Source organism: Rhodoferax sp. LS1P39, from assembly GCF_056521425.1.
Genome location: NZ_JBWMAV010000007.1, coordinates 181,145 through 194,539, shown reverse-complemented (window position 1 = coordinate 194,539; position 13,395 = coordinate 181,145). Strand labels below are relative to the sequence as shown.

The window sequence follows — 13,395 nt, the reverse complement described above, 5'->3', positions numbered from 1 at the left end:
CCGATAGTATCGGGCACCTCTCACAAGAGGCACTTTTTAACCCCCTGGAGCCTTTTTATGCGAACCCCTTTCCGGATCGAAAAATTCATTGCCGGTGCTGCCATGGTCGCCATGTCCGCGCTGGTATCTTTGGCCCAAGCCCAGGCGGCCAAGCCCAATGTGGTGATTTTGGCCACCGGCGGCACCATCGCCGGTGCCGGTGCTTCGGCCATCAACAGCGCCACCTATGCCGCCGCCAAGGTCGGTGTGGACAAGCTGATTGCCGGTCTGCCCGAGCTGGCCAATGTGGCCAACGTCAAGGGCGAGCAGGTGTTCCAGGTAGCTTCTGAAAGCCTGACCAACGACAACCTGATGACCCTGGCCAAGCGCGTCTCGGCCCTGAGCAAACAGGCCGATGTCGACGGCATCGTCATCACCCACGGCACCGACACCCTGGAAGAAACCGCTTACTTCCTGACCCTGACCATCCGCACCAACAAGCCCATCGTGGTGGTGGGCTCGATGCGCCCCGGCACCGCCTTGTCGGCCGATGGCGCGCTGAACTTGTACAGCGCCGTCAACGTGGCGGGCAGCAAAGATGCCATGGGCAAGGGCGTGCTGGTCACCATGAACGACAACATCGACAGCGGCCGCGACGTCAGCAAAAACGTCAACATCAAAACCAGCGCCTTCTCCAGCCAATGGGGCGCGCTGGGCATGGTGGTAGAGGGCAAGAACTACTGGTTCCGCGCCCCGGTCAAGCGCCACACCATGAACTCCGAGTTCGACATCGACAGCATCACGGCGCTGCCCAACGTCGGCATCGCCATGGGCTATGAAGGCGTGGAACCCACCGCCATCGAGGCGCTGGGCAAGAGCGGCGTGAAAGCCCTGGTGCACGCCGGTACCGGCAACGGTTCGGTGGCCAACCGCATCGTCCCCTTCCTGCAAAAAGTGCGCACCGACGGTGCCATCGTGATCCGCAGCGCCCGCGTGCCCGACGGCTTTGTGCTGCGCAACGCCGAGCAGCCCGACGACAAGTACGACTGGGTCGTGGCCCACGACCTGCGCCCCCAAAAGGCCCGCATCCTGGCCATGGTCGCCTTGACCAAGACCAGCGACACCAAAGAACTGCAACGCATCTTCTGGGAGTATTGATCCCTGACGATGTGCGCACGGCAGCCAAGCCGTTTGCTACATAAATAAGAGCTGCTCGTGCTTATCAAATAAGCGCTGGCGGCTCTTTTTATTTAAAAATTCTAATTTAAATAGAACACATACCAGAAAATTGTCCAACTCCGGGTAAGTCCCCATTTTTTGGATGCGTGCAAGAACTAAGATTCATACATGCATCTGAAATCAACCGACCCCACTGCACCCAAGCCCAAACCCAAACCCCGCCAGCGTCTGAGCCGCGAAGAAAGCCGCGAGCAGACCAAAGAGCTGCTGCGGGCCGCGGCGTTGACCGAGTTTGCGCTGCGCGGCGTGGCCGGTACCTCGGCTGAACGCATTGCCGAAGCCGCGGGCTTCACCCGGGGCGCGTTCTACGCCAACTTCACCAACAAGGAATCGCTGCTGCTGGACCTGATGCGCAGCAAGATGGTGAACGAGTCGCCCCACTGGGTGCGCCTGGCCGACGAGTCCACCGACGTGGAAGATGCCCTGCGCGCCATGGACCTGCGCGCCGCCCAGTTCGACCCCGACGGCCTGTGGGCGCTGATCAGCATCGAGATCTACCTCTGCGCCCTGCGCGACCCGGTGCTGGCAGAAGAGTACCGGCAATACCACGAAGGCATCAAATCGGTGTGCTGCCTGTTTTTGTCGCGCATGTTCGAGCGGGTGGGTAAGACCCCCACCGCCTCGTACGAGGACCTGGCCGAAATTCTGCTGGCGATGAGCATGTCGCTCAGCCTGCCCAGCCCCATGACCCCCGACCGCCGCCCCCGCCCCCACACCGCAGAAATGCTGCTGGTGGTGCTGCGCGGCTTCCTGGCAACCGGTCTGCCCCTGACCGCCGCTGCGCAGGAGGTGGTCGCCATGCCGCGCTAGCGCCGTCCTCCTTCCCTGTTCTGGCCAATCTTGCCGATCCACCCTGCGCGGTGGGCTGGGCGCAGCTTGGCCATTTTTTGACCCACCCCTAGAAAAAAGAGACACGACCATGCCTAAAAAACCCCACTCACCACGGCAGCGCATGCTGCGTGCGGGCCTGCTCAGCTGTGCTGCGGGCTGCGCACTGCCAGCGCTGGCCATCCAGATCGACACCGGCTCGCCCGATGTGACCATCCGCTGGGACAACACCATCCGCCTCAACGCCGGTGTGCGTACCGGCGCGCCCGACAGCCGGATTTTGAACAACCCCAACTACGACGAGTCCGATGGCAAGTTTGGCCGGGGCGACTTCGTCACCAAGCGCCTGGACGTGCTGAGCGAGCTGGATGTCACCTACAAAAATGACTTCGGTGCCCGGGTCAGCGCCGCAGGCTGGTATGACGCGTCTTACAACGACACCTCGGTGCGCACCACCGTGCCCGGCTACACCAGCAGCTACAACAACGACCAGTACAACAACACCGTCAAGCGCTATACCCGCGGCCCGTCGGCCGAGTTTCTGGATGCCTTTGTGTGGAGCAACTTCCGCATCGGCGACAAACCCGCCAATCTGAAGGTCGGCCGCCTCACCAACTACTGGGGCGAAGCCTATTTGCTGGGCGCGCACGCGATTTCGTACTCGCAGTCGCCGGTAGACGGCGTAAAGGCGGTCACCAGCCCCGGCATCGAGCTGAAAGAAGTGTTCCTGCCGTTGGGGCAGGTGTATTTGAAGTTCCAGCCCACGCCCAATCTGTCGCTGGCGGCGCAGTATTTTCTGGAGTGGAAGCCCTCGCGTCTGCCCTACGGCGGCACCTTCTTTGCCCCAGCCGACTTCTTCTTTGAAGGCCCGGACCGCCTGCCGCTGGCACCAGGCTTCTCCCTCAACCGGACCGAGTCGATCAAGCCCAAGAACACCGGCAACTTCGGCCTGAGCGCCAAGCTGAACGCCGAATCCATCGAATCCACACTCGGCCTGTACTACCGCCAGTTTGACGACTACAACCCCTGGTTCTCGCCCAACGTCAACAACTTTGTCACCATTCCCGGTGTCGGCACGGTGCCCACCGGCTACCAATTGGTGTACCCCAAGAAAGTGCAGATGCTGGGCACCAGCTTTGCGCGGGTGGTGGGCCCGGTCAGCGTGGGGGCCGAAGTGTCGTACCGCAAGAACGGTGCGCTGAATGCCGCTGGCTTCAACCCGGTGACCAACGAAGGCCCGCGTGGCGACACCTGGCATGCGCTGGTCAACGGCGTGTACCTGCTGCCCAAAACGCCGCTGTTCGACACCGGCTCGCTGCTGGCCGAGGTGGCTTACAGCCGCCTGCAAAAAGTAACCGCCAACGAGGCGTATTTTCAGCGTGCCGGCAGTGCCGCCTGCCTGAATCCCGCCGGTGGCCCGGGTGACAAGAGCGACGGTTGCTCGACCAAGGACTACCTGGGCATGGGCATGGTGTTCACGCCGCAGTACCTGCAGGTGGCACCGTCGGTGGACCTGGAGTTCCCGATGTCGCTGAACTACGGCCTGCATGGCAACGCGTCGTCGTCCGGTGGCGGCAATGAAGGCGCGCTGACCTGGTCGATCGGTGCCAAGGCCACCTATGCGCAAAAGCACGAGTTCCAGCTGCTGTATTCCGACTCGCGTGCCCGTGCCAAGTACGACCCTTCGGGCAGCACGCTGGTGGGTGGTAGCGGTGGCCCGGCCACCAACGACCGCAGCTGGCTGGTGTTTACCTACAAGACCAGCTTCTGACCTGCCCCAAACACGATTTTCTAGAAAGACACAGAGACATGAAAACCCCAATCGCACTGTTGATGGCGGCCAGTCTGGTCGCCCTGGCCAGCCCCGGTCACGCCGCCGTATCGGCCGAAGAGGCCAAGGCCCTGGGCACCACGCTCACCGATTTTGGTGCCATCAAGGCCGCTAACAAAGACGGAACCATCCCTGAATACACCGGCGGGCTGACCAAGGCCCCGGCCAGCTTCAAGCCCGCCAGCGGCTACTGGGCCGACCCGTTTGCGGGTGAAAAGCCGCTGTACCGCATCGACGGCAAGAACATGTCGCAGCACGCCGAGAAGCTCAGCGAATCGCAAAAGTACCTGCTCAAAACCTACGCCGATTACTACATCGACGTGTTCCCCACCCACCGGTCGGCAGCCTACCCCGATGCGGTGCTCAAGGCCACGGTGCGCAATGCCACCACCTGCGCAGGCAGCAAAGACTACTTCTCGGTCGATGCAGCCTGCCGTGGCGGCATCCCGTTTCCCATTCCTAAAAATGGCTACGAGGTGATGTGGAACCTCACGCTGCGCTACAGCGTGGCTACCGACGTAACCACCCAGCACGGCCTGAGCTGGCTGGTGGATTCCAACGGCTCGCCCACGGTGGTGTCCGACCAGTTCACGCGTACCGAGCGGCCCTACTTCCAGATGGACCAGAAGGACCGCGACCCGAACATGATCCTGCGCACCTACTCGGTGGCCAAGGCACCGTCGCGCATCTCCGGCCAGATGACCATGCTGACCGACTACCTGGACATGGATGCCAAGCCGCGCCGCGCCTTCAACTATTCGCCCGGCCAGCGCCGCGTGAAGCTGGCCCCCGAGTTTGCCTATGACACACCGGTGTCGCAGCTGGGCGGGGTCACCTTGTTCGACGAGCTGTTCCTGTTCTCCGGCAAGATGGACCGCTTCGACTTCAAGCTGGTGGGCCGCAAGGAAATGCTGATCCCGTACAACAGCTACAAGTTCTACGGCGAGTGCAAGGGGGCCGAGCATTTTGTAGGCACCCACCTGAACCCGGGCTGCGAGCGCTGGGAGCTGCACCGCGTCTGGGTGGTCGAATCCACCCTCAAGGCGGGCCAGCGCCACGCCTATGCCAAGCGCACCTACTACATCGACGAGGACGGCACCGGTGCGGGCATGTTCGATGCGTTTGACAAGAACGGCGAGCTCTACCGCGGCATGTTCCAGACCACCATCCAGCTGTATGACCACCTCACCCCGTACAGCGGCAAGACCATTACCTACGACTTCAGCAAACGCATGATGCTGCTGATCGGCGACGGGGCCTACCAGATATCGCCCAAGAACCTGCCCGAGACCGACATGAGCGCCGAGGCCATCGTGGGCCGCGAAACCGTGCGCTAACCGGACCGCCCACCATGAATGAGTTTGACTATGTGATCGTGGGGGCCGGTTCGTCCGGCTGCGTGCTGGCCAGCGAGCTGTCGCGCGACCCTGCCTGCCGGGTGCTGCTGCTGGAAAGCGGCCCGCCCGACACCAGCCCCTTGGTCCATATGCCGCGCGGTATTGGCAAGCTGCTGGACCCCACCAACCCCCACGTCTGGAGCTACAAGGCTTCGATGGGGCCGGGGCGCGGCCAGGAAGAATGGCTCAAGGGCCGCGCACTCGGCGGCTCCAGCTCGGTCAACGGCATGGTCTACATGCGCGGCCTGCCGTCTGAATACGACGACTGGGCAGCGGCAGGCTGCACCGGCTGGGCCTGGTCCGACATTGGCCGCTGCTACAAAGCCATGGAAGACCACGAACTCGGCGAGGGCGAATGGCGCGGCACCGGCGGGCCGCTCAAGATTTCGATGCACCCGCGCGACAACCCGCTGTACGAGGCGATTCTCACCGCCAGCGAGCAGGCCGGTGTGCCGCGTGTGGAAGATGTCAACGCCGCGCCCCAGGGCGGCATGGGCTACCAGCCGCGCACCATTTTTGCAGGCCAGCGCTGGAGCGCCGCCAAGGCCTTCCTGACCCCGGCACGGGCCCGCCCCAACCTGGAAGTGCGCACCGGTGTGGACGCGCAGCGCGTGGTGTTTGAAGGCACGCGGGCGGTGGGCGTGGAGCTGCTGCAAGACGGCGTGCGCTCGGTGGTCAAAGCCCGCCGCGAGGTGGTCTTGTGCGCCGGGGCCCTGCACAGCCCTAAGCTGCTGCAACTGTCGGGTGTGGGCCCGGCGGCCTTGCTGCAGCGCCTGGGCATTCCGCTGGTGGCCGACTCGGCCGGTGTGGGCCAGCACCTGCTGGAGCACCGCTGCATCCTGATGCATGTGCGCATCCGCGAAGGCAGCATGAACCAGGAGTACCAGGGCTGGCGCTTGGGCAAGAACCTGCTGCGCTACTTTGGCGCGCATTCCGGCCCCATGACCTTTGCCGCGCACGAGCTCTGCGGCCTGGTCAAAACCCGGCCCGAGCTGGCCCGCCCGGATGCCGAGCTGGGCATCGGCCTGTACTCGGTGGCAGTGAAGAACGACAAGGTGGTGATCGACTCCGCCCCCGGCATGACCTGGGTGGGGTATGTCACCCAACCGGACAGCGAAGGCTCGGTACAGATCACCTCGCGCGACCCGCAGGCGGCGCTGGACATCGACGTGAACTACCTGCACACCGCCCACGACCAGCGCCACGCCGCCGACCTGATCCGCACCATGCGCCGCATGCTGTCGCAGCCCGCCCTGAAGCCCTATGTGGTGGAAGAGGTGGCCCCCGGCCCGGCCTACCAAAGCGATGCCGAGCTGGTCGATGCCTACCTGAAGTTTGGCAATACCGCCTACCACGTGGCGGGCACCTGCCGTATGGGCAGTGATGCGGCCTCGGTGGTCGATCCGCAGCTGCGCGTGCGCGGTGTGCAGGGCCTGCGGGTCATCGACACCTCGGTCATGCCCACGCTGATTTCCGGCAACACCAACGGCCCCGCCATGGCCATGGCCATGCGCGCGGCAGAACTTATCCGCGGCCCCCAGCCAGCAGTTTGAAAGATATTTTTATGACGATTCCCTTCACCCGTTTCAACGGCCTGTACATCAACGGCCAGTGGGTGCCGCCTGCCAGCGGTGCGCAAGAAGAAGTGCTCAACCCCGCCACCGAGGCGGTCATCGGGCTGGCCCCGGTGGGCGCGGTGGCCGAGGCCGATGCCGCCATGGCTGCCGCCCGCCAGGCCTTCGACAGTGGCCCCTGGCCGCGCCTGCCGCAGGCCGAGCGCACGGCGTTCATGCGCCGTATGCACACCGCCCTGGTGGAGCGTGCCGACCGCATGAAGACGCTGATGGTGGCCGAAGGCGGCTTCACGCTGGCCCTGGCCCACATGATGAACTACGCCCGGCCCATGGAGCTGTTTGCGCTGGCGCTGGAGCGTTCGCTGCTGCCGTCCACCCAGACCCTGCCGGTGGGCACGTCCATGAACCCGTTCAACCCCAGCGGCCCGGCGCTGATTGGCTCTGGCGTGGTGGTGCGCGAGCCGGTGGGCGTGGTCACGGCCATCACCGCCTACAACGCGCCGTTTTTGATCAATTTGTCGAAGATCGTGCCAGCGCTGCTGGCGGGCAACACCATGGTGTTGAAGCCCTCGCCGTACACCCCGTTTTCGGCCCTGCTGTTTGGTGAAATCGCCAGCGAAATCGGCCTGCCGCCCGGCGTGCTGAACATCGTGACCGGTGGCCCCGAAGTGGCCCAGGCGCTGACCAGCGATGCCCGCGTGGACATGGTTACCTTTACCGGCTCCGAAGCCGTGGGCGTGGCGATTCTGGGCCAGGCCGCACCCACCATCAAAAAGGTGCTGCTGGAGCTGGGCGGCAAGTCGGCCCTGATCGTGCGCGCCGATGCCGATGTGCAAAAAGCCGCCATGGAAGGCGTGTTCCAGGTCGCTACCCACTGCGGCCAGGGCTGTGCGCTGGCCACCCGGCACCTGGTGCACAACAGCATCCGCCCCGCCTATGTGGAGATGATGAAAGCCATCGCCGGGCACATCGTGGTGGGCGACCCGGCCGACCCCGCCACCCAGCTGGGCCCGCTGATCCGCGGTGCCGCCCGCGACCGGGTGGAGCGCATGGTGCAAATGGGCCGCGACGAAGGCGCCAAGCTGGTGCTGGGCGGCACCAAACCTGCCCACCTGGGCAAGGGCTTCTTCTACAACGTCACCGTGTTTGACGACGTGCACAACAGCATGCGCATCGCCCAGGACGAGGTGTTTGGCCCGGTGGCCAGCGTGATCGGTTTCGACACCGATGAAGAGGCCGTGCAGATCGCCAACGACAGCCGCTACGGCCTGTACGGCGGCATCCACTCGCGCGACCCGGCCAAGGCCTACGAGATGGCCTTGCAAATGCGCACCGGCGGCGTGGTCATCAACGGCGGCCTGTACCGCCAGAACGACGCGCCTTTTGGTGGCTATAAGCGCTCGGGCCTGGGCCGCGAATACGGTGCGGGCTGGCAGCACGAGTACACGCACGAGAAATCCATCGTCTTTCCGATTGGCCTGTGAACTGAGCCGCGTTTGCGCGCTCAGTTGACCTAAAAAAGCGAGTCACCATGACCACTGCATCCCCACCCACGTCCATTTTTTCCCCCATACCGTCCCACGTGCCGCCCCACTTGGTGCGCGACTGGAACCTGTGGGAAGAAATTTCGGCCCAAGGCCAGGATGCCCACGCGCATGCCGCCAGCCTGCACTTCAGCACACCGCCGATCTTCTACGTGCCCCGGTTGGGCTACCTGCCCGGCTGCTGGGTGCCACGCCGGTCCGACGATTTGCGGCAAATTTTGCAAGACACCGAAACCTTTACCAGCACCGCCGCCACGCCGTTCCCCCAGATGCTGGGCGAAACCTGGAGCCTGATTCCGCTGGAAATCGACCCGCCCAACCACGCCAAGTACCGCATGCTGCTGAACCCGCTGTTTGCACCCAAGCGCGTTGACGCGCTGGAGGCCGACATCCGCGCCCAGGCCAGCGCGCTGATGGCAAACTTTGCCGCGCGGGGCAGCTGCGACTTCAACACCGAGTTTGCCGAGCAATTTCCCACGCTGATCTTTCTGCGCGTGATGGGCTGGGACACCAGCGAAGTAGGGCGCTTTGTCGCCTGGACCCAGGCCCTGGTGAAAAGCCAGGACATGCAGGTGGTGGTGGGCGCGGTCATGCAGATCCGCGATTACCTGCGCGAGCGCATCGCCGAGCGGCGCGCCCAGCCCACCGACGACTTCACCAGCTCGTTGATCGCCAGCCAGATCGACGGCAAGCCTTTGACCGACGATGAGGTGTTTGGCATCTGCTTTCTGGTGTTTCTGGCCGGGCTGGACACCGTGACCTCCAGCCTGGGCTTCATGTTTCTGCACCTGGCGCGGCACCCGGAACAGCAGACCGAGCTGCGTGAGAACCCCGACCGTATTCCCCAGGCAGTGGAAGAGATGCTGCGCGCCTATTCCATCGTCAACATGCGCCGCACCGTGACCCAAGACGTGACCATCGGCGAAGCCACCATGCGCCGTGGCGACTACGTGCTGATCAGCACCGAGCTGGGCAACCTGGACCCCGAAAAGTACGTGAATCCCGAGAAGGTCGATTTCAACCGCGCCGATGCCCACGTGCCGCATATGGCGTTTGCCTACGGCGTGCACCGCTGCCTGGGTTCGCACTTGGCGCGGCGCGAGCTGCGCATCGCTATCGAGCTGTGGCTGGCAAACCTGCCGCCGTTCCATTTGGTAGCCGACACAACGGTGCGCGTGCGCGCTGCGGGCGTGTTTGGGGTGGATGATCTGCACCTGGCGTGGGCGGCGGCATGAAAGTCGTTGTCAACACCAGCGCCTGTGTGGGCCATGCCCGCTGCCAACATGTGGCCCCTGAGCTATTCACGCTGGACGACAACGGCTACATCGCCACCACCAGTTTTGAGGTGCCCCCCGGCCTGGAGGCACTGGCCCAGCGCGCGGTGCGGGCCTGCCCGGAAGGGGCGTTGAGCGTGGAGGATGCCTGGGTGCCGCGCCCCAGGCCAGGCGCGGGAGGGCGTTGATCGTTACATGAATTGCTATATAAAAAGGAGCTTTTCGTGCTTATGGAATAAGCGATAGAGCTATTTTTTATGCGAAAGTTCGGCCTGTTGCGAGGGCGTGGGCTTGCCATCTCGCCAGGCCCGCACGCGGGCCCGTGCCTTGCGCGCCGACGTGCGCCGCTCGCGCTTATGTTTGCGGTACTGCCACACCATGATCCCCGCGGCTGCGCCCGCAATCAACAGAATGCTGGCGATCAGGTACGTCATAAACCAACTGAAGTTGCTGCCTGCTTCTTCCATGTGAGCCCCTTTTTCTCATGCCTATTGGGCATGAATGTAACGAATGTGAAATAGCACCCAGGGTGTGCCTATGTGCATTACGTGACATATTCCACAGCCCCGTAAAATCGAAGGTTAAATTGCCGCCCCCGGCGATTCCCCCCTTTGCAGACCTCCATGAAGACATTCCAGCAAATTATCTTGACCCTGCAGTCCTACTGGGCTGAGCAAGGCTGTGCACTTTTGCAGCCTTACGACATGGAAGTGGGCGCGGGTACGTCGCATACCGCTACTTTTTTAAGAGCAATCGGCCCCGAGCCCTGGAAGGCCGCCTACGTGCAGCCCAGCCGCCGCCCCAAAGATGGCCGCTACGGCGAAAACCCCAACCGCCTGCAACACTACTACCAGTACCAGGTGGTCTTGAAGCCCGCCCCGGCCAATATCCTGGAGCTGTACCTGGGCTCGCTCGAAGCCCTGGGCTTTGACCTCAAGAAGAACGACATCCGCTTCGTCGAAGACGACTGGGAAAACCCCAGCCTGGGTGCCTGGGGCCTGGGCTGGGAAGTCTGGCTCAACGGCATGGAAGTCACCCAGTTCACCTACTTCCAGCAGGTGGGCGGCCTGGACTGCAAGCCCGCCACCGGCGAAATCACCTACGGCCTGGAGCGCCTGGCGATGTACCTGCAAGGCGTGGACAACGTCTACAACCTGGTCTGGACCGATGGGCTCAGCTATGGCGATGTGTACAAGCAAAACGAGGTGGAGCAGTCCACCTACAACTTCGAGCACAGCGACACCGACTTCCTGTTCACCGCGTTTACGGCCCACGAAAAGCAGGCCAAGCACCTGGTGACGGCGAGCCTGGCGCTGCCCGCCTACGAGCAGGTGCTCAAAGCCGCCCACAGCTTCAACCTGCTGGACGCACGCGGAGCCATCAGCGTGACCGAGCGCGCCGCCTACCTGGGCCGCATCCGCAACCTGGCCCGCGGCGTGGCACAAAGCTACCTCGACAGCCGCGCCCGCCTGGGCTTCCCGATGGCCCCTAAAGACTGGGCCGCCGAAGCCCTGGCCCAGATTGAAAAGAAAGCCGCCTGATATGAGCGTTAAGAATTTACTGGTGGAGCTGTTTGTAGAAGAGCTGCCACCCAAGGCCTTGAAGAAACTCGGCGATGCGTTCGCCGCCGTGCTGCTGGAGCAACTCAAGGCGCAAGGTTTGGCTTCGGCTGAATCGCAAGCCACCGCCTTCGCCTCGCCGCGCCGCCTGGCCGCGCACATCACCGCCGTGGCCCCGTTCGCCGCCGACAAGGCTGTATCCGCCAAACTGATGCCCGTGGCCGTGGGCCTGACTGCCGATGGCCAAGCTACCCCCGCGCTGCTGAAAAAGCTGCAAGCCCTGGGTGCCGGGCCAGAAGCCGTGGCCGGTTTGAAACGCGCCCTGGACGGCAAGGCCGAAGCCCTGTTTTTCGAGCGCACGGTGGCCGGTGCCCGCCTGCAGGAAGGCCTGCAAAAAGCCCTGCTGGAAGCGATTGCCAAGCTGCCGATTCCCAAGGTCATGACCTACCAGCTGAGCCGCGGCTGCGCCCAGCCCGGCTGGACCAGCGTCAGCTTCGTGCGCCCCGCGCATGGCCTGGTGGCGCTGCATGGCGCGGACGTGGTGCCCGTCGAGGCCCTGGGCCTTCAGTCCGGCAACACCACCCACGGCCACCGCTTTGAAGCCGCCGTGGACCCGGTGCAGCTAAAAGATGCCGACAGCTACGCGCAGCAACTGCGGGAAGAGGGCGCAGTGATCGCCAGCTTTGCCGACCGCCGCGCCGACATCGTTAACCAGCTGAATGCGGCCGCTGCGCGCATCGGTAATGGTGTGCGTGCTATCGAAGATGAAGCATTGCTGGACGAAGTGACCGCCCTGGTCGAGCGCCCCAATGTGCTGGTCTGCAGCTTCGAAGAAGAATTCCTGGGCGTGCCGCAGGAATGCCTGATCCTGACCATGAAGGCCAACCAGAAGTACTTCCCGCTGCTGGACGCTGCCGGCAAGCTGACCCACCAGTTTCTGATCGTCAGCAACATCAGCCCGGCGGATGCCAGCCAGGTCATAGGCGGCAACGAGCGCGTGGTACGCCCCCGCTTGGCCGATGCCAAGTTCTTCTTCGACCAGGACCGCAAGAAGACGCTGGAGTCGCGCGTGGCGGGGCTGGACAAAGTCGTCTACCACAACCAGCTCGGCTCGCAAGGTGAGCGCGTGGTGCGCGTGCGTGCCATCGCCAAGGCCATTGCGCTGCAACTGGGCGGCGACGCGCTGGCCCAACAGGCCGACCAGGCCGCGCTGCTGGCCAAGACCGACTTGGTCACCGACATGGTGGGCGAATTCCCCGAGCTGCAAGGCACCATGGGCCGCTACTACGCGCTGAACGATGGCCTGAGCCAGGACGTTGCAGACGCGATCGAAGACCACTACAAACCCCGCTTCTCCGGTGACACCCTGCCGCGCAACCCCGTGGGCGTGGCCGTGGCGCTGGCCGACAAGCTGGAAACCCTGGTCGGCATGTTCGGCATCGGCAACCTGCCCACCGGCGACAAGGACCCGTTCGCCCTGCGCCGCCACGCGCTGGGCGTGATCCGCATGCTGATTGAAGGAAATTTGCCGCTCGAATTAACGCAGTTAGTCGGTATTGCTTCTAACGCATTCTCTGGCGCTGCCCATGGAACGAATGCCAGGCAGGCTGGAGATGCTGCTGAGTATGAGTTTGGTTGGAACTTGGATGAAGTTGGAGCGGATCGCATGTCCTCCTTCATATACGACCGCCTGGGCGGCTCACTGCGCGAAGAAGGCTACAGCGCCCAAGAGGTCGATGCCGTCCTGGCCCTGCGCCCGCAGCGCCTGGCCGAAGTCCCCAAGCGCCTGGCCGCCGTGCGCGCCTTCGCCGCCCTGCCCGAAGCCGCCGCGCTGGCAGCCGCCAACAAGCGCATCGGCAACATCCTGAAAAAAGCCGACGCGGTAGACCCGCACGCCAACCCCGCGCTGTTCCAGGAGAGCGCCGAGCACGCCCTGTTTGCTGCCATGCAGCAGGCCGCTCCGGTGGCGCAGGCCCAGTTCGAGGCAGGCGACTACACCGCCAGCCTGCAGTCCCTGGCCGCCCTGCGCGCGCCGGTGGACGCGTTCTTTGACGGCGTGATGGTCAACGCCGAGGCCATGGACGTGCGCCTGAACCGCCTGGGCCTGCTGCAAAGCCTGCACAACGCGATGAACCGCGTGGCGGATTTGTCTAAATTAGCTTCATAGGAA

11 protein-coding genes are annotated in these 13,395 nt (G+C 63.9%); 10 read left to right on the top strand and 1 reads right to left on the bottom strand.

Annotated features, from left to right (window positions below):
- Positions 1-102 precede the first annotated feature (102 nt).
- The 8 genes from AC097O_RS13695 (at position 103) to AC097O_RS13660 (ending at position 9,854) form a co-directional block, all read left to right on the top strand.
- Entirely contained in the window at positions 103-1,137 is a 1,035-nt protein-coding gene (locus AC097O_RS13695) for a type II asparaginase (protein ID WP_479593385.1), read from the top strand.
- A 189-nt stretch (positions 1,138-1,326) separates the two neighbouring features.
- Positions 1,327-2,028, top strand: a complete 702-nt coding sequence (locus AC097O_RS13690; protein ID WP_479593355.1) for a TetR/AcrR family transcriptional regulator — start codon at positions 1,327-1,329, stop codon at positions 2,026-2,028.
- A gap of 109 nt (positions 2,029-2,137) precedes the next feature.
- Positions 2,138-3,817 carry a DUF1302 domain-containing protein gene (locus AC097O_RS13685; protein WP_479593354.1) on the top strand — a complete coding sequence of 560 codons (1,680 nt, stop codon included), beginning with the start codon at positions 2,138-2,140 and terminating at the stop codon, positions 3,815-3,817.
- 38 nt (positions 3,818-3,855) lie between these two features.
- Positions 3,856-5,214 (top strand): DUF1329 domain-containing protein, encoded by a 1,359-nt coding sequence (locus AC097O_RS13680; RefSeq protein WP_479593353.1) that lies wholly within the window; start codon positions 3,856-3,858, stop codon positions 5,212-5,214.
- A gap of 14 nt (positions 5,215-5,228) precedes the next feature.
- Positions 5,229-6,827: a GMC family oxidoreductase gene (locus AC097O_RS13675; RefSeq protein WP_479593352.1), complete on the top strand. Its 1,599-nt coding sequence runs from the start codon at positions 5,229-5,231 to the stop codon at positions 6,825-6,827.
- An 11-nt stretch (positions 6,828-6,838) separates the two neighbouring features.
- Positions 6,839-8,332, top strand: coding sequence for an aldehyde dehydrogenase family protein (locus tag AC097O_RS13670; RefSeq protein WP_479593351.1), 1,494 nt, complete (start codon positions 6,839-6,841; stop codon positions 8,330-8,332).
- Between the two features lie 47 nt (positions 8,333-8,379).
- A complete protein-coding gene (locus tag AC097O_RS13665; protein ID WP_479593350.1) occupies positions 8,380-9,627 on the top strand; it encodes a cytochrome P450 in 1,248 nt (415 codons plus the stop codon).
- Positions 9,624-9,854 (top strand): ferredoxin, encoded by a 231-nt coding sequence (locus tag AC097O_RS13660; RefSeq protein WP_479593349.1) that lies wholly within the window; start codon positions 9,624-9,626, stop codon positions 9,852-9,854. Before AC097O_RS13665 ends, AC097O_RS13660 begins: the two co-directional genes overlap by 4 nt.
- Before the next feature lie 60 nt (positions 9,855-9,914).
- Here AC097O_RS13660 and AC097O_RS13655 read toward each other — a convergent pair whose 3' ends face one another.
- Positions 9,915-10,133, bottom strand: coding sequence for a hypothetical protein (locus AC097O_RS13655; RefSeq protein ID WP_479593348.1), 219 nt, complete (start codon positions 10,131-10,133; stop codon positions 9,915-9,917).
- A gap of 156 nt (positions 10,134-10,289) precedes the next feature.
- On the opposite strand from AC097O_RS13655, the gene glyQ reads away from it, so the two are divergent.
- Together glyQ and glyS are read left to right on the top strand one after the other, a co-directional pair.
- A complete protein-coding gene (gene glyQ / locus AC097O_RS13650; RefSeq protein WP_479593347.1) occupies positions 10,290-11,207 on the top strand; it encodes a glycine--tRNA ligase subunit alpha in 918 nt (305 codons plus the stop codon).
- A gap of 1 nt (position 11,208) precedes the next feature.
- Complete coding sequence (gene glyS / locus AC097O_RS13645) at positions 11,209-13,392, top strand: glycine--tRNA ligase subunit beta (protein WP_479593346.1); 2,184 nt, start codon at positions 11,209-11,211, stop codon at positions 13,390-13,392.
- Positions 13,393-13,395: the final 3 nt, after the last annotated feature.